The organism is Natroniella sp. ANB-PHB2 (genome assembly GCF_046097105.1).
Lineage (GTDB): Bacteria > Bacillota > Halanaerobiia > Halobacteroidales > Halobacteroidaceae > Natroniella.
In genome coordinates this window covers 2197872-2216984 of the sequence record NZ_CP175562.1, presented here as the reverse complement: position 1 = coordinate 2216984, position 19113 = coordinate 2197872, and the positions used below count along the sequence as shown (strand labels likewise).

Genomic DNA, 19113 nt, shown 5'->3' with positions numbered 1-19113 from the left:
GATATGCTTTCTATATGTTTAATGCTAGAGGAGGAAGGATGATGTCAAAGTTTAAAATATCAATAGAAGATGAAATAAAGTTATTAAATAATAGGTTGGAGTCGATTTCTCTTGAAGAAAGCTCTTTAGCCTATTTTTTCAACTCTCAAACTGAAAAGATTCAAAGGATCTCTAAGAAAGAATCATCTTCCTCCCAAGATATTATTAAATTTCAACATAAGGTATTAGCTGTGATGAAGGACAGTGTAAAGCTACAAATTTTATTACAGTGCAAAGTGGAAGAGGTATTAACAGGGAGTAGTTGTGAGGATAAAAAAAAAGAGATAATCAGGATAATATAATTGCTTCAAGCAGCATTGAAGTAGATAAACTACTGGATTTGATAGAAGCGATTATTTTTTTAGAAGCAGTGCTAGATAATTTTTTAAGTATTGAAGTTAAGGAGAGTAAGAAGCTGATTGAGAAGAATTATTTTTTAAAAGAAGAATTATTAAATTTTCAAAAGGTTACTGAGGCAATTGTTAAGAATGGAAAGAGAATGATGAAATTATTACAGTCTCTGTTAGAAGACGTTCAGAGTTATTTAGATTAAATCTGGAGAGATTACTATCCTTTATGGAGGCGAAAAAGAATGTCAATGCCCAAAATACCAAAAAGGGATCAAGATGGTGCCTTGATAGATCTATTGGAGTCGGTTGCATTAGAAGAGGCGGCGTTGGCCCATCTGATAAATGCTGAGGCTGAAAAGGCCCAAAAGATTGCTAAAGATTGCAATGTTACTGCTCAAGAGATGATTGAATTTCAAAAAGGCATCTCTAAGGTGATGAAGAATATTATAAAAAAAGAGATGTTATTGCAGTTTAAGTTAGAAGATATTTTGGAATTTAAGAAGGAGAATAAAAGTAAGTTGAAAAATGACTGTGGTGAATTAAAGCAGACTGATAATCAGACTGACTGTGACGATAAGTTTCAAGAGGATTATGACTATTAAAAAGAAAATAATTAATTATAAAATCATCCTTTTAAGGATGATTTTTATTTTTGTAACGCGTAGCTATCGTTAGCCATATTATATATGGAATCAACCAAGAGAGCCTTAAATTCAACTGAGGCTTAATACTTAAAAAAAGGAGAGGATAGAAGTGTCAGCACCAGTAATACCAGACAGAGAGCAGGAGGAAGCGTTAACCGATTTATTGGAATCAATTGCATTGGAAGAGACAGCATTGGCCCACTTTATTAATGCAGAGGCAGAAAAGGTGCAGGAGATAGCTAAAAAGATGGAGTGTATGGATACAGATGAGGCGATCAAGTTACAGAAAAGTGTAGAAAAGGCTATGAGACTACCAATTAAAAAACAGATCTTATTGCAATTTAAGTTAGAAGATGTGTTAGAATTTAAAGAAAAGTTAGAACTAGATAATTGTTAATACATACCCCCTATTCTAAAGAATGGGGGGTTTTAGTATTTAGATATAGAATCAAAATAGACATTTGTAACAAAAAACCAATTAAAACATATTATATACTAAATACAATAAAAAGGAGGTTTTTCAAGGTGTCAGCACCAGTAATACCAGACAGAGAGCAGGAGGAAGCGTTAACGGATTTATTGGTATCAATTGCATTGGAAGAGACAGCGTTGGCCCACTTTATGAATGCAGAGGCAGAAAAGATTCAAGCAGTTGCAGGGATGATGGAAGAAGGGGAGATGACTCCTGAAGAGGTACTAGATTTTCAAAAGAGTGTCTCTCAGGTGATGAGAACTCCAATTAAAAAAGAGATGTTACTACAATTTAAGTTAGAGGATGTTTTAGATTTTAAAAGAGAGTTAGAGATAAATAACGATAACAACAACGACTAATAAAAATTTCAAGAGTAAAAGGGGAGCTTAGAAGCTCCTCTTTTTAATTTGTATAAGACTGATTTTGTTAACATTTTTTTACACATTGAATATAATAAACTATAACTAGAAGAAAGGAGGAATTAATAAAATGTCAGCACCAGTAATACCAGACAGAGGGCAGGAAGAAGCGTTGACTGATTTATTGGTATCAATCGCACTAGAAGAGACAGCGTTGGCCCACTTTATGAATGCAGAGGCAGAAAAGATTCAAGCAGTAGCTCAAATGATGGAAGAAGGAGAGATGACCCCTGAAGAGGTACTTGATTTTCAAAGAAGTGTATCAAAGGTTATGAGAACTCCAATTAAGAAAGAGATGTTACTCCAATTTAAATTAGAAGATGTTCTAGATTTTTTGGAAGAAATACCACCAGAACCACCAATTGAGGTGCAAAGTAATACAGTTACAGCTAGTGGCATCTATGAGGGTGTAACCTATACAGATACTGCAACTGTTTACTATCATGTCATTCTAGAAGAAGAAAATAATAATGAGGAGGTGAATACACAATGACTAGACCTTCCGTAGAAGAGATTATAAGATGGTTAATTATTGGAATGCGACCATCAGAGGCAGGGGAGGCCGTGACTATTGGCAGTAGTCAAGAGATTGGAGCTAACCGTCAGACATTATCAGGTGGGGATCCAGGAGACCTTTTTGTATCACCAATAACCCCAAACATTACGCCACCGTACCCGGCACCATCTAGTCCAAACCTTCGCGATGTATTTTTTCCTGATCCAAGTGAACCGACAAATCCTAATGTAAACCGGTGGCTATGGGACTCTAATGAAGAAGCACATTTCCTGCCTGATGCTAACCTATTATTTCGCGGCGTGGATTGGACTGGTAATGTCGCTGTAACAAGTCTAACAGGCACCTATTCACTGCAGGATATAAATGTATTTGGAGATATAGGGTTTGCTACCACATGGGATCAAGCGGCAGTTGATGTAGAGAATTCATATTATTTTGATGAAAACTCCTTATCAGGCGTTTTAATGACAGATACTGCTCCCGATCCAGCTAGAGGTTGGGTAGCTCCATTCGACCATACCCAATTAATAACTGATTTACGTACTTGGAGAGAATTTATTCGCAACTTACCAAGAGATGCTTTTTTCGATTCTGGAGATCCTGCAAATCCTCGTGATTTGGTCAATCGTAATTCTATTGATATGAATGCTGGAGGAAAACTCATATATGATGTAGCAGGTATGGATATCAATAATGATGGATTTGTTGTAATTGATATTCAATATGATGGAACAGATTTTGAGGTTAATAACTCTGATTGGATTATCACAAACAGTGATCCAGAAGAGGAAGAAAAGCTAGTTATTTTCCGTATTCGGGGAGAAGCTAACATGAATATGAGCAACTCTTCTATCATGGTTGGAGATGGATTAGAGTGTCCAGGTGGATTAAGTGTAATGTTTGTTAAAGCACACCCGGAAGAAGAGTTCGGTGGAAGTCCTGATGGGAGCTCAGATCAAGTATTTGATGCAGATAATTTAGTGGTAAATGGTATAGGATTTTGGGATCTTAATACGATTGGGGATGCAGAAACAGACGATGATTTTCCTGCTCCAGTGGACGAAGGGCAATATATTGATGAGGATATTCCAACGGTAGGTACGGATCGTGATGAACAGGATAATTATACTGAAATATCATTTAATAATGCACAAGGCTGCGGGCAGTTTATTAGCCCCTTTGTAGAATTTGATAATGTTAGATTTATCCGCTGTGCTCCATGTCCAGAAGTTGTAGCAGATCCATCAATAGACGTAGAAAAACTTGTTTCTCCGAATGAAGGTGCAACATTCTTTGATGCAGATACCCCACCAGGGCCAACTATCCCAGAAGGAACAGATCCAGTTTTTAGATATATCGTAACAAATACAGGAAATGTACCTCTAGAAAATATCACATTAACCGACACTGAGCTAGGCCTGATTACGATTCCAATAACAACATTAGATCCAGAGGGATCTTTTATAGTTGATGTAACAGGGACATGGGCTGAAGATCAACAGGTCAATATTGCAACAGTAACAGGTGATTATGAAGATATAACGGTGAGTGATCAAGACCCTGCCCATTATGTAGGTGTCGTCTTAGATGAGCCTACAATAGACGTAGAAAAGTTTGTATCACCAGATGAAGGTGCAACATTCTTTGATGCAGATACCCCACCAGGGCCAACTATTCCAGAAGGAATAGACCCAGTCTTTAGATATGTGGTAACAAATACCGGTAATGTGCCGTTAGAAAATATCACATTGACGGATGATGTGCTAGGTCCGATTACGATTCCAACAACAACATTAGATCCAGGAGAATCATTTACAGTTGATGTAACGGGTACTTGGGCTGAAGGTCAACAAAGTAATGTTGCAACAGTAACAGGTGAGTATGAAGATATCACCGTAACCGATGATGACCCAGCTCATTACGTTGGGGTAGTTGAAGTAGAACCAGCTATTCAAATTCAAAAGTTAGTTTCAGTTGATGAGGGAGAAACATTTATTGAGGCTGATACGCCTCCAGGGCCAACCTTACCACCAGGTGTTGATCCGATATTTAGATTTATAGTAACTAATATAGGTAATGTAACATTGACAGAGATAGAGATAGTTGATGATGTATTAGGATTAGTTGCCACTTTTCCTACTCTAGAACCTGGTGAGTCTCAGACAATAGATATATCATAAAATTATTTAATTACTCTTAATTTGAAGATATATTTGGTATTAAGTTAAAAGGGGTTTAGGCAGAAGTCCTAAGCCTCTTTTTAAGTATTTACTTATTTGCTATAAATTAAAAATAACAGATAAGAAATCTTTTAAGACCTTATTTTATTAAACTTATGTTAGTCTTTTTTATTAGAAGTGAAGTATTGAAAAAGAGTCACAAATTTTCCTCAATAACATAGTATAAATAACAAATAGATTTAAATTATGTTTTGTCTGCTGGCTTACCTCCGCTAGAAAGGAGTAGGTTGATGAATCTTGTAAACTTATTCACTATGATTAACGAATTATTCAAGTTAGAACAGGAGGATTTAATAGAATTAAAAGAATTTTTAGAAGAAATGATTGTTGACAACAAAGAAGAAGTTAGAACAGAAGTGGCTGCTGATTCTATAAGGAATGATCAGGTTGTATATAACCAATTTTTTATAAATTTACATAAGTGTCCTAAGCAAAGTTCTATGAAAGGAGGTGATGAAAAAGAAGATAAAACTGAAATAAATAAAGATGTTTCTATAGCAAAAAAGATCGATTTAAAGAATTATAATCAAGAAATTATGAGAGGAGGAGAGAAGATGGTAGATCAAATTGGAATAAGTGAAAAAGAGCTTGAAGAAATAGCTAAAGAAGGCTTGAGCACTCAAAGCAATGGTTGTTCAAATAATAATGAGTTCCCAATAGAAGATACAGTTGACTTTTGTTGCTTTATCCAGGTGCCAGCAAACTTTGATATTAGAACAGGAGCGTTAAGAAATCCAAATAACTATCGATTTGCTTTTAATGTAGATAATAAATTAAGTTGTTGTTTAGAAAAGGATACAGTTAATTGTACAGTTAAGGTTAACTGTAATGAATTCACAGTTCCTATAAACTTATACACAGTCAAGATGGTAGGTTGTATTGAATATATGATCAGTATTCGCAATGCAGTTGAAGGGGATCAAGGTGGTAGAATTAATCCAGATGGAGTTCAACCAGGTGAGCGAGTTGACATCTCTTGTACTGGTAGTCTACCTGTAAATAATATTGTAGGTGCTGTTCGTGCTGATGAATGTGATAGTGACCCTTGTGCTGACTTCAATCCATTGGCTGTTGAAGGTAAAATAGATGTAACTGATACAGAAGTGATAGAAAAGCCAGGATGTCCTAATGTGAGGCTGGTTAAGGTTAAAGGGCAATTTCAACTTCCAAGCGATCCATGTAATGATGAACCCCCAATTGATCCAGAATGTGGCTGTAAATTAACAGGTAGTGGTAGTGCAGAGGTAAACAATCCAGAAGATGACTTTCATGAAGGAACTGCTGTGATAGTAGATCTAGATGTATGTCCTAATTGTACTATTGAAGGTAGCTCATTAGAATATAAAGTTACCCATAGAGGAGATCAATTAAACTTAGTAGCAGAAACGTTTGAGATTGAGTGTATTGAGCTTGAAGATCGTCCTTACAGGATGGAAATTACCGGTGAAGGCACAGCTACTAGGGGTACTGGGCCTGGTGCTACTACTGGTTCTGTAGATTATGAGTTTGAAGTTTGGGATGGTGGAGAAGGACCACCTGGTACTGATCAGTTTAGAATGGTGATTGAGCCTCAGAACCCAGAACAAGATGAGTTGGCCCATGATAGTGGTGTAGTAGATCATCGGGGGAGTTTGACTATTGAAGATTGTCCTTAAAGTAGCAATAGATAATCATTCCAAGCGGAAGGGTTATCTATTGAAGCAGGTAGAGGTCAAAGGATTCACAATTCTTTTCTATAATATTTTAGCAGTTAATGCTTTTAAACCTAGAGGGATTTCACCTCTAGGTTTTTGTTTATCACATAGAAGAAATATTTAACATATTATGTATTGGTTTCAAAGAAAGGGTTGTGGAATTTAATGACTAAAATTATTACTTTGTATATTGCTATAGTCACAGAGATCTATTAACCTATCATACAATATAATAATCTTAGTCAGAAAGGAGGGAAGTGAATGTCAAAGTTTAAGAGAAAGGTACTGGAGAGATTGGTCGATGACAATAAGGTTATTACTATCATTATTACCCCTGGGGCCAACTGCTGTGAACTTACTGGGTGTATCGGTGAGGTAGCTGATGATTATCTAATATTATTAACTCCTGATAATGCCTGTAATCTAACTTACATTGCACTCGATTGTATCTGTGTAGTAAGTGAGCGAGTTGAACCACCATCTTCAACATTAGAATCTGAAAAAGCTAAATATAAAATTACTGGAATTACAAATATTTCTTTTCCTAATTTCTCTGAATCTCCATCAGCAGTAAAATTAAAAGTCGTAACCCATCCTAAGTCAGCCCAAATATTATATGAAGATACTCGTAGTAAAGATGATGTAGAACTTATGTTATTGCCGTTTGGCCCAGGAGAAGTCACCTCTATTAGTTATGATGAGCAGACAGTTGTAGTTGAAGGTAAAGCACAGGTTACAATTGGTGGAGTCAATCAAGGAGTTTGTGATTTTGTTTTAGAAGTGACAGATAAATTGGCAACCACACCTGGTACACTTCAAATGTCAATCATCTGTCCTGATGAAGAGTATGATAGTGGTGTAGTAGATTTATTAGGACAATCAATTAATATCACCGAGTGTTAGAAATCATAGAAATTAAATTTATTTATTCTTAGTTAAAATTAAAAAAAGTTAATTTTTGAAACAAAAGCTTCGCTATCAATACTAGTGAAGTTTTTGATATTTTAAAATTTTTAAGATTATAATTATATCAAGTTTGATAATTGCATAAAATGACTAGTAAGAAGAAGGAAAAATAGTAGAAGCTAAAAATTACAAAAAGGTTTAGTTTTATTTCGCTAGAAAGAATAATATCATTATAAAGGCTAATAAATAAATCAAGGAGGGTCATAATGAAGGCTTTAAAGACAAATAAATCAGTAACTCAAAGAAACTTAACTGTCAATAATAAAAGCGATATTGAATGTGGTTATCTATTCGAGATGAGTAAAGATCAAATTCCAGGTTATCTATCAGTCAAAATTGATAATTATGATTTAGAAGCTGATGAACTAAAATTTTTTGGGGTCTCTAAGAAAGGAGCTCCAGTATCTGGCCTTGGAGTTTCTGCTTCAAAGGTAGATAACCAAGATCAAGAAGAGGTTATTGCTTTATTTAATATTGAAAAATTGGTTCAGAGTGGACAGTTTACTGAAGATACAGTGGAAGGTGTAATTACACTAGAAAATCAAGAGTTAGGTCGAGATGAGATCAATACTAACCCTGGTATTTATCTAGGATAAGATTGGGATATCAATTGAGCTATTTAGCTCAATTGATATCTTTCACTTAATATTTTTGTGCCTTCTGTTAAAAAGAGATTGAAGATGATAGTGTCCTTATAGAAGTACTGCTTAGGGATGGTAAACAGATGATAACTATCTTCAATCACTTCAACAATTGTTTGAGCGTTGTAGGCACGATAAAATATTTCTTTGACTCTTCCATTAAGAAATAATAGAAGTAGTTGATTAGAAAAATTTAAGTTATCAGGATAACTTAAATTATACATATCTAATCTTTTTTGGGCCTGTTTTTGATTGTCAAAGATAAATAAGTGATGGTTATAATTGTTGGCCCAGCTTGTAGTGAAGTCTCTGGTTCGTACTCTTAAAGGAATATACTGTACTAGAGGGTGCGGTAATATATGATCTGGATAATTTAAAGGCATTAAATCCCCTCCTTTTTTGATTATTCACGATTTACATTTTAAAATGGGTTACTTAAACTAAGATTTAACCTTATACTAAGGCTGTATATATTTATACTTATGCAACAAATATCAAAATGATTATCCAATAATTGTAAAAGAAAAGTTGTGCACATTTTGAATCTGCTTGCATATATTATATATGAAAGCTAGATTAGTTAGCTAACAGAAAGGAGGAAGATAATGGCGATTAATTTTAAGCAAGAAACGGTCAAGGTAGATTATGTGATTGGCGAAGATACAGTTAGAGAGTCAATTACCAGGGAGGTAGAGATCCCTGTTGACCAGAAGCCAGATATAGAACGAATTTTAGAAGTTGATACTTCAATTAGAAATGTTACAACGGAAGCAGAGGATGGAGGAGCTGTTTTAGAGGGAGTAATCGATGTAGGAGTGATCTATGTTGCAGATGCTCCTGAAGAGGATCCTCAGCAGCCAGTCCATTATTTTGAAGGGACAATTGAGTTTACTAACTTTATAGATATTCCAGAAGCAGAAGAAGGAATGGCTGCCTTTGGTGATGTCAATATCATTAGAGCTACTTATGACTTTGTTGATGAACGAACGGTAGAGGTTACTGTTGTAATTAGAAAATTTGCTAAGGTAACTGACCTTCGTCAGATCACTATTGTCACTGATGTGAAAGGGATTAAAGAAGATTTAATTGAGCGGGAATTGTTACGGATTGAAAGTGTGATCGCTGAAGATTTAGAACAGATAATCGTTAGAGGAACACTTGATGTCCCCCCTGAGAAACCACCAGTAGAGAGAGTTTTAAAAGTCGATCTCGATTTAGTAGATGAAATTCAAGTTGATGTAACAGATGATGGGGTTATTGTTGATGGAACTTTTGAGGGTGGTATTGTCTATGTCTCTACAGAAGAAGATCAGTCAGTCCATTTTGCTGAAGGAGTAATTGAGTTTTCTGAGGTTATCGATTTACCTGGGGTTGAACCCGATATGGCAGCTTTTGTTGATATCTTCTTAAAACGCTTTGATTTTAGATTAAGGAATGAAGGCACTGTGGTGGAAGTAGAAGCACTAGTTGAGTTCTTTACTAAGGTAACTCAACCTAAACAGATTAAGGTTATCACTGATATTTTAGATGATCGAGTGGAAATAGAAGAGGAGTTACTTAGGGTAGAAGAAGTGATTGGTGAAGATACAGTTGTAGATACAGTGACAGAGCAATTGATTGTTCCCAATGGGAAGCCAGATATAGAGCGGGTTTTAGAAGCAAATGCACAACTACGTGATCCAATGGGCCGGGTAGAAGATGGAGGAGTTGCTATTGAAGCAACAATCCAAGGCAAGGTTCTTTATGTAGCAGATTTAGAGGAGCAACCTGTTCACTTCTTCAAGGATGATTTTGACTTTACTAATTTTGTTGGTATACCTGGAGCAGAAGTTGGAATGTCCAGTTATATTGATGTTAGACTTAAGCGAGTTAGAGCTACTCAGCTAAACCAGAGAACTGTAGAGATGACTGCTACTTTAGTTAAATTTGCTAAGGTAACTGATTTTAGGCAAATTACGATTGTAACAGATTTAGTAGTTGTTTCTCCAATTGTCGATGATCCTGTTTGTGATAGACCATCCCGAGTTGTATATGTAGTTCAACCTGGAGATACCTTGTATAAGATAGCTAAGCGTTATAGATCGACAGTAGCTGCGATTGTTGACGCCAATGATATTGTTAACCCTGATCAACTTCAGGTAGGACAAAAGTTAGTCATTCCAAAGTGTATCATTGATGATCCAAAAGAACCGCCTAAACCGCCTTTAGGTTAAGATTGAGTTAAAAATAAAGAGCAATGCTAAGAATCAAGTAAGGGAGATTTTTAATCTCCCTTACTTGATTTGTTTTATTACAAAATAGCTTAAATTTAAGGCTGAGTTTAAGGTTAAGCCAACCATTAAAACCATAAGGTCTTAGGTCTTACTTAAACTTAGACTTAACCTTGAACTTAATATCAATTATTCTTAGTTATTTTAATAATCAGTGGTAAAATTATTGGAGAGCGTTTAGTTAGTTGATAAACATAAGCACTTACAGATTCTTCAACCTTCTTTTTTAAGGTAGCGAGATGAGTTTTATCTTCTTGGTATGCTTTCTTTAAAATCTTTTTCAATTGATCTTTGATTTCAGCTAAGAATTTTTTAGAATCTTGGTAATAACTAAATCCTTGAGTAGTAATCTTGGGCTCAGCTAATAACTCACCTGAATTTTTAGATATGGATAAAGCTATCATCAATACTCCACTTTCTGCTAGATTATGACGCTCAGTCAATAATTTTTGATCTAGATTGCCAACTTCTCCCCCTTCAATGTAGACTCTATCAGCAGGGACAGAATCCGAAGAAAAGTAAGCTTTTTCAGAATTGATATTCAGCCTAGAGCCATTTTTAGTAATAAAGATCTGGTCATTAGGAATACCAACCTCTTGGGCCAATAGAGCATGATGGTAGAGATGGCGATATTCACCATGAACTGGAATAAAATATTCAGGTTTAGTCAGATCAAGCATCATCTTGAGCTCTTCTTGATAAGCATGACCTGAAGCATGAAGGCTTAGATCTCTGCCGTAAATAACTTTGGCCCCTTGAGCAAAGAGTTGGTTGATTGTACTACCAACTGCTATTTCATTGCCTGGAATTGGAGTAGCAGATAAGATTACAGTATCACCAGGTTTGATTTTAATCTGTCTATGCTCCCTACGAGCAACCCTACTTAAAGCAGCCATTGGCTCACCTTGGCTTCCGGTCATTAATAAGACAAGCTCATCATCAGCAAAGTTATTGATTTCTCGACTATTAATTAACTGCTCTTCTGGTAGATTAAGGTAGCCTAGCTCAACAGCTAGTTCAGTATTTTCGTGCATACTTCGTCCAAAGAGTGCTATCTTCCGTCCAGTTTGGGCAGCTGCATTAATAATTTGTTGAACACGATCTAGTTGTGAAGAGAAAGTGCTGATTAAAATTCGACCTTTAACTGTAGAGAAGATGTCATTAATAGTCTCTTGAACAGCTTTTTCTGAAAGTGAATAGCCTTTTTGTTCGGCATTGGTACTATCGGATAATAAAGCTAGAACCCCTTCTTCCCCTAGGTTGGCTAGGCTATTAAAATCAGTAGTTTCATTGATTGGACTATGATCAATTTTAAAATCTCCTGTATAAAGAATAGTTCCTAGTGGTGTCTTAATACTGATAGCTGCTGCACCTGGAATACTGTGAGTTAGCGTGATAAACTCAATTTCAAAAGGGGCTAATTCTATCGTTTGTCCTGGTTTGATAGTTTGTAATTGATCTATCTTATCAAGATGGTTATCTTTTAATTTTTTTTCGATCATTTTGGTAGTGAATTTTGTTCCATAAATCGGTAAATCAACCTCTTGTAGTAAGAAAGGAATAGAACCAATATGATCTTCATGGGCATGGCTGATCAATACAGCTTTGGCCCGCTCTTTATTTTCAATCAGATAAGACATATCAGGGATTATTAAATCTACGCCTGGTGTTTGATTAGTAGGAAACATAACTCCACAATCCAAGATTAAGATTTGATCATCATATTCAACTAAGATCATATTATTTCCGACCTCTTCTCTACCACCGAGTGGAATAATAGAAATTTCATTTTGTTCTTTCATTTGCAATCACCTCTAATTTATTATTCGCTTTAGTTAGTCTTTCTATTTATAGTTACTAAATTAATTTGGAATTTTAATTTTTTGACCAGGATAAATTAGATTCTGATTAGTCAGGTTATTGAGCTGGACAAGTTGTTGGACAGTTGTATTGAACTTTTTAGCAATTTGATATAGAGTATCACCTTGTTGGACAGTGTAATAGGTAAAGTTGCTATCTGGATTATTCGTATCTTTTGTTTGTTGTTGTCTGATTTCAATTGGAGTACCAACTTGTATCTGATCATAGAGGTATTCTGCATTGTAATTATACATCCTAACACAACCTAAAGAAGCAGCTTTACCAATTGAAGCTGGGTTATTGGTGCCATGAATACCATGCATTCTAGTGGTAAATTGCATCCAGCGACTTCCTAAGGCAGGATTAGAAGGATTTTTAATTTTATTAATTATTTTGTAGTTACCTGTTGGTGTAGGAGTAGTTGGTTTACCAACTGCAACAGGAAAACTATTAGCAACTTGATTATCTTGGAGCAGATATAGCCTACGCTCGTTTAAGACGATTAGAATCTGTGCCATCAAATCCCTCCTTTCATTCTTAGAATATAAAACCTAAAAATCAATTTCGAGAGGCTAAAAGATACCCGTTCGTGACTAAATTTTTTTGTTTTAAGAAAATTTATTGTTATATGGTAATTATTAATTTTAAATCTGTGTTAATTTGTGGGTTGCTTGATTTTTGAAGTTGAATTGTTATATTATTTATATTCAAGTAAGATAAAGAAGGTTAAAAGACTAGAATAAATTTCTAAATTTTGGACAAAATACTTCTGGGAGGAGGAGACAGGATGGACTTTGCCAGTGAAATAATAGCTAAAGCAGCAAGTAAGAATGATGTTCCAGTGTTAGAGCTAGACGGAGGAGGAGCTCTTTTTCAGTTAGGATATGGAAGATATGCAAAATTGGTACAGGGATTAATTACGGAAGAGAATTCTTATTTAGCTGAAAATTTAATTAGTAGTAAGGTTAAAGTGGAGAATTTATTGAGGCAACATGGATTTCCAGTTCATCAACAGTTTAGAACAGACCCTAAAGAACTGCTTGATGAGCAGGTTCAAAATAATTATTATAACTTGTTGGTAATTAATTCTAAAGTGGTAGCAGGAGTTAAGAAAGAATCTGAGGTGGATCAAAATAGTAAAAGGGTAAATCTAAATAAGGTTCCATTACAGGATAGAGATTTAGTTATTAAGGCAACTCAGTTTTTAGGAATGAAGATAGCTGAAATTGGATTGCTGATAATGGAAGAAATGGAGTCTGTTATTATAGAAATTAATCCTGCTTCTAAGATTCAATTAACCGATTATATTCAAGATAGTGAGCGAATTGGGGAGGAGATTATAGACTTGTTGGCCCCTGATAAGATCCCTATCTTTTCAATAGTAGAAGAGGATAAGAGTAATCTAACCATCGATTTTTTAACTACGATTTTACAGGAATCAGGAATTGAAGCTAATAAGTTAGGGAAAAAGAAAGATATAGTTAAATTTGGTCTGGAAGTAAAGAGAGTGTTGAGTGATCGAGAGGTTGAAGTTGCACTTTTTACAAGAACTCCAGCTGAAATTGAGCAGAATGGTTTGATTTACCAAACAAGCGATCTTGTATTAGTTAACGGAATAACAGAAGAATTGACGGCGGACTCTTTGTTATTAACCGAAGTTAAAGAGACAGGAACGATTATCTTAAATGCTGATGATAGTCAGTTGGTAAGGCTGATTGAGCAGTTAGATGGACAGAAATTATTATTTTGTAGTTTAGAGCAAGGTAATTTAATTATACAAAAGAGAATTGCTCAAGGTAAGCCAGCAGTTTATTTAACAGATAAGAATTTAGTCTTATTTGATGGGGAAGATGAATTACCTATTATAGCTAATCAGGGCTTTACAGATGATAAGATAATGTCAGCTTTATTTGCCATAGCTGCAGGATACAGTTATGGATTACCTAGTTTTATGATTCGTGCTGGATTAAAAAAGAGGATTAATAAGGATATAGGGCCAACTAACTTGTTTCAAATTAATTGACATCAGTTCAATGGACAATTGAAAGAATGTACAATTTACAATTATAAAAACCTTAAAGAAGCTTGATTTTAAGGGTTTAATTGTCAATTGATTAAGCTAGGGAAGGAATTTAATTTTTAATGGTTAAATATTATAAATAGTAAGAAGAATATAACCAAGAGGTGAAGAGAATGTCCAAGAAATTAGACTTAACTGCTAACGCTAAAATAAATTTAACATTAGATGTCTTAGCAAAAAGAAAAGATGGTTATCACGAAGTAGAAATGATTATGCAATCTATTGACTTAGCTGATCGACTAACATTTACAAAAGTAAAAGAAGGAATTGAGATTGAAGTAAATCATCCTCAAGTACCTACTGATCAGAATAATTTGATCTATCAAGCGGCTCAATTACTATTTAGTGAACTTGATTTGGATGGAGGAGTTAAAGTTAAGGTCGATAAACAGATTCCCGTAGCAGCTGGCTTAGCTGGAGGTAGTACCAATGCGGCTGCTACTTTAGTAGCTATTAATCAGTTATGGAACTTAGATTTATCAAGGGCTGAGTTAATGCTCAGAGGGGCCAAGTTAGGAGCGGATATACCTTTTTGTTTAGAAGGAGGAACTCAATTAGCGACTGGAATTGGTACTGAATTAGAAAGGTTATCCTCTGCCTCAGAACTTTATTTAGTAATAGTCAATCCACCTCTAGAAGTTTCTACAGGTATGATTTATCAGAATTTAAAATTAAATCAGGTGATAAGCCATCCTCAAACAGCAAAAGTAATAGCAGGATTAAGAATAGGGGAAACTGATCTAGTGATTGATAATTTAACGAATGTATTGGAGACTGTTACGTTAAATATTTATCCTGAAGTTGCAAACTTAAAGAAGAAAATGGAACAATTGACTGATAAAGCTTTGATGGCAGGTAGTGGGCCTACAGTCTTAGGCTTTGTAGTAGGGCAAGATCGTGCAGAGCAAGTTAAGGTTGAATTAGAAGAAGAGTTGAATGCTGATTACAAGATTATGGTATCTAAAACAGTAAAGCAAGCAATTGAATTTAATTAAGGAGGAAGTATGATGGGGTTAGATGCTATTGTATTAGCAGGAGCTGTCAATAATGGGGAATTATCTGAAGTAAGTAAAGAAAATTATGAAGCATTGATCAGGGTTAATGATCGACCGATGGTTGAGTATGTAGTTAATACGTTACAGAAGGTAGAATTGGTTGACAGAATAATTTTAATTGGCCCTGCTGATTTAGGTCATGCTAATCTAGAGCTAGATGATAATGTGGAACTATTTACTACTGATAAGAATACACTATTAGAGAATATTAAGTTAGGCTTAAGACAGACAGATAAACCTTATAGTTTAGTTTTAACTTCAGATATTCCATTAATTACAGTAGAAGCTATTGAATCTTTTTTGGCCCAATGTGAAGCTGATAAAGCAGCCTTTTATTATCCAATTATCCCTCAAGAATCTAGTCAACTCTTTTCTTTTGATAATACTAGAACATACTTTAAGTTGGTGGAAGGAAATTTTACAGGGGGGAATATATTTTTATTGAATGGGCCAATCATCTTGAGGTTAGAAAAGTTATTAGCTAGGATCTTGACTTGGCGAAAGAAACCTTGGAAACTAGCTTATCTATTAGGGTTTAAGTTTATTGTTAAGTTGTTGACAGGTAGACTTTCGATAGACTTAATTGAAGAAGAGGTTGCTAATCTAACAGGTTATCAAGGCAAGGCAGTAATAGTTGACTATCCAGAGCTTGGATTTGATATTGATCGCCCCAAGCAATTGGTGTTGGCCCGGGAGTTTTATCAGGAGGCGAGTTCAAATATTAAGTAAAGTATTTACAAAAGAAGTAATCGATGATAAAATGAAGATTAAATCTTATTTAAAATAGAATGTTCGGAAGGAGTGTCATTATTTCAGAATGAAGATGAGGCGGAGTGAAAGAATTGTAGCTGTAACTAAGATTTTAGTTGAAGACCCGTATAAATTACTCTCTTTAAATTATTTTACTGAACGCTTTGATGCAGCGAAATCAACCATCAGTGAGGACTTAGCAATAGTCAGAAGGGTTTTTGCAGCAGAGAAGATGGGTAAAATAGAAACAATTCCTGGTGCAGCAGGGGGGGTTAGGTTTATCCCTGCCAAAGGAATTAATGATATAAAGAATGTAGTTGATGAGTTATGTAATGAACTTTCTGATCCGGAACGGATTTTACCAGGTGGTTATATTTATATGACCGATCTGATCTTCAACCCTAGTTTGATGAATGAAGTTGGAAGAATATTCATAACTAAATTTGCTGATTTAGAAGCTGAGTATGTAATCACTATTGAAACCAAAGGGATTCCGATTGCTTTAATGGTTGCTAGAGCTTTAAATTTACCATTAGTTAATATCAGAAAGGATAGTATGGTTACGGAGGGTTCAGCTGTCAGTATCAACTACTTAACCGGTTCTTCTAGGAAGATAAAGACAATGTCTTTAGCTAGAAAAGCGTTGCCAGAAGGCTCTAAAGTGATCATTATTGATGACTTTATGAAAGCTGGTGGAACAGCTAAAGGGATGTTAGATTTGATGGAAGAGTTTAAAGCTGATGTATTGGGTATGGGAGTATTGGTTGAGACTATTACTCCTCAAGATAAATTAGTTGAAGACTATACTTCTTTAGTTGTATTAGAGGAGATAGATCAACAACAAGAAAAGATAGTTGTTAAGCCTAGTGACTGGGTTTTAGGTTTAGAATAATTTAAAATAAGGGGGAATAAATAATTATGGCTGATATAGATTCGAGTACTCCTTTATATTCTATTGGTGTTGTCAAAGAGATGACTGGTTTAACTGGGAGGCAAATTCGTTATTATGAGGAATCTGAGTTGATTAAACCTGCACGAACTGAAGGAAATCAAAGGATTTATTCTCAAAATGATATAGAAAGATTAAAAGAAATTAAAGATCTATTAGATATGGGCTTGAATATAGCAGGAATTAAAGAAAAGTTAGGAACAGTTACAGAAGAAGAAAATAAAAGGGAAAAACAGGCTGAAAAAGAAGAAGATCCTATTTATAGTGGACGTCCCTTGACTAAATTTAGCAAACAGCAGCGTGGATTGACTTCATTATATCCGGTTTCAAATAGAGCTCAACTAATGGAGTTACTGGATAAAAGAAAGAAGGAACAGGAGAAAAAAGAAGAAGAGTAGAGTTTTATTTATGCTTAGTAAAGCATAAGAATATAATGCTAGGTTATGAATTGAAATAGTAGGATTTAATTAGCTGTAATTACTATTTCTATGTAATGAGGTGATAGTATATTTGATCTAGTGTTAAAAGGTGGTATGGTGGTAGATGGAACTGGTCAAGCAAGATATCAAGCTGATATTGCGATTGATCATGATAAAATTGCTAAGATAGGTAAAATAAACACAAAAGCTCATGAGTATATTAATGCAGAAAATTTAATTGTAGCACCTGGGTTTATTGATATTCACTCCCATAGCGAATTATCAACTTTGGTCAATCCAGCAGCAAGCAGCAAGGTTTATCAAGGAATAACTACAGAGGTTACTGGAAATTGTGGTTCTTCACTAGCTCCTCTTGATGGGCCAATGGTAGCTAAGGTAAAAGAACGCTTAGTTGATTATCGATTACCTTTAAGTTGGAGAAATACCCGTGAGTATTTTGAAATTTTACGCCAGAATAAATCAGCTACCAATTTAGTAACTTTGATTGGACATGGCTTATTACGTCAAACAGTTGTTGGTTACCGAAATCGGGAAGCAACAGATATAGAGTTAGAGCGAATGAAGGCTATGTTGGCCCAGGCTTTAGAAGAAGGTGCTTATGGGTTATCGACTGGTTTGATTTATCCTCCATCTAGCTATGCTTCAACAGAAGAGTTGGTTTCTTTGGCTAAAGTAGTTGCTAAGTATGATGGGATTTATACTACCCATCTAAGGAGTGAGGGGGATCGGTTAGTTGCAGCTGTAAAAGAAGCAATTATTATTGCTCAGCAATCCAATGTTAAAGTCCAAATTTCTCATCATAAAGCGATTGGTCAGCAAAATTGGGGCAAGGTAAACCAGACTTTAGAGCTGATTAATCAAGCTAGAGAGCGAGGGTTGGATATTACGTGTGATTTTTATCCTTATTTAGCAACTTCAACAGGGTTGAGTGCTTTACTACCAGATTGGATATTTGGTGGTCAAAAAGAGGAAGTAATTAATAGATTAAAAGATAATTATCAGCAGATTATTGATTATTTAAATCAAGAACGAAGTAGACAGGATGGCTGGGAGCAGATAATAGTTGCTGAAGCTAAAAACCATAAAGATTATGAAGGCTTAACTATAAAAGAGATTGCTCAACAATTGAATCAAAAGCCGGCAGAAGTAGCAGTTGAGCTATTAATTGCAGAGAATCTGTCTACAAGTATGATTAAATTTTCTATATCTGAAGCTGACTTGAGGAAGGTTTTGCAAGTTGATTTTAGTATGGTAGGAACTGATGCTATTTCTAGGGTTAAAGGTACAATCTTGGCTAATAGTCATTGTCACCCACGTACTTATGGTAGCTTTCCAAGAGTGATTGACAGATATGTTAAATCTAATCTCATTTCTTTAGAGAAAGCAATTAAGAAGATGACATATTTGCCAGCAAAGAAGTTAGGATTACAACGTGGTTTGATTGAGCCGGGTTATTTTGCTGATTTAGTTATTTTTGATCTAGAAAAAATTAAAGATTGTGCTACATATAGTAATCCCCATCGTTATGCAGTAGGAGTTGAATTTTTAATAGTCAATGGAAATTTAGTGATTAAAGATGGAAAGCAACTATCAAATTTATCTGGTTATGTGTTGACTAATAATTAAGGCTCACGTATAGAAATTGAATTAATGATCTAATTCATCTAGTTTCTTTTAAGTTAAAAAATAGAGCAAAATTTAAATTCAACTTATATAGAATAAATTAT

The 19113-nt window shown here is 34.9% G+C and carries 21 protein-coding genes; 18 read left to right on the top strand and 3 right to left on the bottom strand.

Features of this window, described 5'->3' with window-relative positions:
• Positions 1-41 precede the first annotated feature (41 nt).
• From ACKF5P_RS11025 to ACKF5P_RS10975, 11 genes are all read left to right on the top strand, one after another.
• Positions 42-341 carry a hypothetical protein gene (locus ACKF5P_RS11025; RefSeq protein WP_408955251.1) on the top strand — a complete coding sequence of 100 codons (300 nt, stop codon included), beginning with the start codon at positions 42-44 and terminating at the stop codon, positions 339-341.
• 68 nt (positions 342-409) lie between these two features.
• On the top strand, positions 410-592 hold the full coding sequence (locus tag ACKF5P_RS11020; protein ID WP_408955250.1) for a hypothetical protein: 183 nt from the start codon (positions 410-412) through the stop codon (positions 590-592).
• Between the two features lie 39 nt (positions 593-631).
• A complete protein-coding gene (locus tag ACKF5P_RS11015; protein WP_408955249.1) occupies positions 632-991 on the top strand; it encodes a hypothetical protein in 360 nt (119 codons plus the stop codon).
• 151 nt (positions 992-1142) lie between these two features.
• Positions 1143-1430: a hypothetical protein gene (locus ACKF5P_RS11010; RefSeq protein ID WP_408955248.1), complete on the top strand. Its 288-nt coding sequence runs from the start codon at positions 1143-1145 to the stop codon at positions 1428-1430.
• 128 nt (positions 1431-1558) lie between these two features.
• Positions 1559-1864 carry a hypothetical protein gene (locus ACKF5P_RS11005; RefSeq protein ID WP_408955247.1) on the top strand — a complete coding sequence of 102 codons (306 nt, stop codon included), beginning with the start codon at positions 1559-1561 and terminating at the stop codon, positions 1862-1864.
• Between the two features lie 130 nt (positions 1865-1994).
• The gene (locus tag ACKF5P_RS11000; RefSeq protein WP_408955246.1) at positions 1995-2417 is read left to right on the top strand and encodes a hypothetical protein; all 423 of its coding nucleotides are present in this window, start codon (positions 1995-1997) and stop codon (positions 2415-2417) included.
• Positions 2414-4621, top strand: coding sequence for a hypothetical protein (locus ACKF5P_RS10995; protein ID WP_408955245.1), 2208 nt, complete (start codon positions 2414-2416; stop codon positions 4619-4621). Before ACKF5P_RS11000 ends, ACKF5P_RS10995 begins: the two co-directional genes overlap by 4 nt.
• Positions 4622-4911: 290 nt before the next feature.
• Positions 4912-6336: a hypothetical protein gene (locus ACKF5P_RS10990; RefSeq protein ID WP_408955244.1), complete on the top strand. Its 1425-nt coding sequence runs from the start codon at positions 4912-4914 to the stop codon at positions 6334-6336.
• Complete coding sequence (locus ACKF5P_RS10985) at positions 6320-6499, top strand: hypothetical protein (RefSeq protein ID WP_408955243.1); 180 nt, start codon at positions 6320-6322, stop codon at positions 6497-6499. Before ACKF5P_RS10990 ends, ACKF5P_RS10985 begins: the two co-directional genes overlap by 17 nt.
• 137 nt (positions 6500-6636) lie before the next feature.
• The gene (locus tag ACKF5P_RS10980; RefSeq protein ID WP_408955242.1) at positions 6637-7278 is read left to right on the top strand and encodes a hypothetical protein; all 642 of its coding nucleotides are present in this window, start codon (positions 6637-6639) and stop codon (positions 7276-7278) included.
• 269 nt (positions 7279-7547) lie between these two features.
• Positions 7548-7937 (top strand): hypothetical protein, encoded by a 390-nt coding sequence (locus ACKF5P_RS10975; RefSeq protein ID WP_408955241.1) that lies wholly within the window; start codon positions 7548-7550, stop codon positions 7935-7937.
• A gap of 23 nt (positions 7938-7960) precedes the next feature.
• On the opposite strand, the gene ACKF5P_RS10970 is transcribed toward ACKF5P_RS10975, so the two are convergent.
• Positions 7961-8365, bottom strand: a complete 405-nt coding sequence (locus ACKF5P_RS10970; protein ID WP_408955240.1) for a hypothetical protein — start codon at positions 8363-8365, stop codon at positions 7961-7963.
• Positions 8366-8587: 222 nt separating this feature from the next.
• Between ACKF5P_RS10970 and ACKF5P_RS10965 the strand changes: the two genes are divergently transcribed.
• Positions 8588-10195: an SPOCS domain-containing protein gene (locus tag ACKF5P_RS10965; protein WP_408955239.1), complete on the top strand. Its 1608-nt coding sequence runs from the start codon at positions 8588-8590 to the stop codon at positions 10193-10195.
• Between the two features lie 182 nt (positions 10196-10377).
• On the opposite strand, the gene ACKF5P_RS10960 is transcribed toward ACKF5P_RS10965, so the two are convergent.
• Positions 10378-12054 carry a ribonuclease J gene (locus ACKF5P_RS10960; RefSeq protein WP_408955238.1) on the bottom strand — a complete coding sequence of 559 codons (1677 nt, stop codon included), beginning with the start codon at positions 12052-12054 and terminating at the stop codon, positions 10378-10380.
• A gap of 60 nt (positions 12055-12114) precedes the next feature.
• Positions 12115-12630 carry a L,D-transpeptidase family protein gene (locus ACKF5P_RS10955; RefSeq protein ID WP_408955237.1) on the bottom strand — a complete coding sequence of 172 codons (516 nt, stop codon included), beginning with the start codon at positions 12628-12630 and terminating at the stop codon, positions 12115-12117.
• A gap of 269 nt (positions 12631-12899) precedes the next feature.
• On the opposite strand from ACKF5P_RS10955, the gene ACKF5P_RS10950 reads away from it, so the two are divergent.
• The 6 genes from ACKF5P_RS10950 (at position 12900) to ACKF5P_RS10925 (ending at position 19012) form a co-directional block, all read left to right on the top strand.
• Positions 12900-14135 carry a hypothetical protein gene (locus ACKF5P_RS10950; RefSeq protein ID WP_408955236.1) on the top strand — a complete coding sequence of 412 codons (1236 nt, stop codon included), beginning with the start codon at positions 12900-12902 and terminating at the stop codon, positions 14133-14135.
• 170 nt (positions 14136-14305) lie between these two features.
• Positions 14306-15187, top strand: a complete 882-nt coding sequence (ispE, locus tag ACKF5P_RS10945; protein WP_408955235.1) for a 4-(cytidine 5'-diphospho)-2-C-methyl-D-erythritol kinase — start codon at positions 14306-14308, stop codon at positions 15185-15187.
• Between the two features lie 12 nt (positions 15188-15199).
• Positions 15200-15976, top strand: a complete 777-nt coding sequence (locus ACKF5P_RS10940) for a nucleotidyltransferase family protein (RefSeq protein WP_408955234.1) — start codon at positions 15200-15202, stop codon at positions 15974-15976.
• Positions 15977-16064: 88 nt separating this feature from the next.
• The gene (gene purR / locus ACKF5P_RS10935; RefSeq protein WP_408955233.1) at positions 16065-16889 is read left to right on the top strand and encodes a pur operon repressor; all 825 of its coding nucleotides are present in this window, start codon (positions 16065-16067) and stop codon (positions 16887-16889) included.
• A gap of 26 nt (positions 16890-16915) precedes the next feature.
• The gene (locus tag ACKF5P_RS10930; protein ID WP_408955232.1) at positions 16916-17344 is read left to right on the top strand and encodes a MerR family transcriptional regulator; all 429 of its coding nucleotides are present in this window, start codon (positions 16916-16918) and stop codon (positions 17342-17344) included.
• A gap of 135 nt (positions 17345-17479) precedes the next feature.
• Complete coding sequence (locus ACKF5P_RS10925; RefSeq protein WP_408955231.1) at positions 17480-19012, top strand: N-acyl-D-amino-acid deacylase family protein; 1533 nt, start codon at positions 17480-17482, stop codon at positions 19010-19012.
• Positions 19013-19113: the final 101 nt, after the last annotated feature.

Bases quoted from the DNA above. Each gene is read 5' to 3' on its own strand.
- ACKF5P_RS11025 (WP_408955251.1), top strand. From the start codon at position 42: ATGTCAAAGTTTAAAATATCAATAGAAGATGAAATAAAGTTATTAAAT.
- ACKF5P_RS11015 (WP_408955249.1), top strand. From the start codon at position 632: ATGTCAATGCCCAAAATACCAAAAAGGGATCAAGATGGTGCCTTGATA.
- ACKF5P_RS11000 (WP_408955246.1), top strand. From the start codon at position 1,995: ATGTCAGCACCAGTAATACCAGACAGAGGGCAGGAAGAAGCGTTGACT.
- ACKF5P_RS10995 (WP_408955245.1), top strand. From the start codon at position 2,414: ATGACTAGACCTTCCGTAGAAGAGATTATAAGATGGTTAATTATTGGA.
- ACKF5P_RS10990 (WP_408955244.1), top strand. From the start codon at position 4,912: ATGAATCTTGTAAACTTATTCACTATGATTAACGAATTATTCAAGTTA.
- ACKF5P_RS10980 (WP_408955242.1), top strand. From the start codon at position 6,637: ATGTCAAAGTTTAAGAGAAAGGTACTGGAGAGATTGGTCGATGACAAT.
- ACKF5P_RS10975 (WP_408955241.1), top strand. From the start codon at position 7,548: ATGAAGGCTTTAAAGACAAATAAATCAGTAACTCAAAGAAACTTAACT.
- ACKF5P_RS10970 (WP_408955240.1), bottom strand. From the start codon at position 8,365: ATGCCTTTAAATTATCCAGATCATATATTACCGCACCCTCTAGTACAG.
- ACKF5P_RS10965 (WP_408955239.1), top strand. From the start codon at position 8,588: ATGGCGATTAATTTTAAGCAAGAAACGGTCAAGGTAGATTATGTGATT.
- ACKF5P_RS10960 (WP_408955238.1), bottom strand. From the start codon at position 12,054: ATGAAAGAACAAAATGAAATTTCTATTATTCCACTCGGTGGTAGAGAA.
- ACKF5P_RS10955 (WP_408955237.1), bottom strand. From the start codon at position 12,630: ATGGCACAGATTCTAATCGTCTTAAACGAGCGTAGGCTATATCTGCTC.
- ACKF5P_RS10950 (WP_408955236.1), top strand. From the start codon at position 12,900: ATGGACTTTGCCAGTGAAATAATAGCTAAAGCAGCAAGTAAGAATGAT.
- ispE (WP_408955235.1), top strand. From the start codon at position 14,306: ATGTCCAAGAAATTAGACTTAACTGCTAACGCTAAAATAAATTTAACA.
- ACKF5P_RS10940 (WP_408955234.1), top strand. From the start codon at position 15,200: ATGGGGTTAGATGCTATTGTATTAGCAGGAGCTGTCAATAATGGGGAA.
- purR (WP_408955233.1), top strand. From the start codon at position 16,065: ATGAAGATGAGGCGGAGTGAAAGAATTGTAGCTGTAACTAAGATTTTA.
- ACKF5P_RS10930 (WP_408955232.1), top strand. From the start codon at position 16,916: ATGGCTGATATAGATTCGAGTACTCCTTTATATTCTATTGGTGTTGTC.
- ACKF5P_RS10925 (WP_408955231.1), top strand. From the start codon at position 17,480: ATGGTGGTAGATGGAACTGGTCAAGCAAGATATCAAGCTGATATTGCG.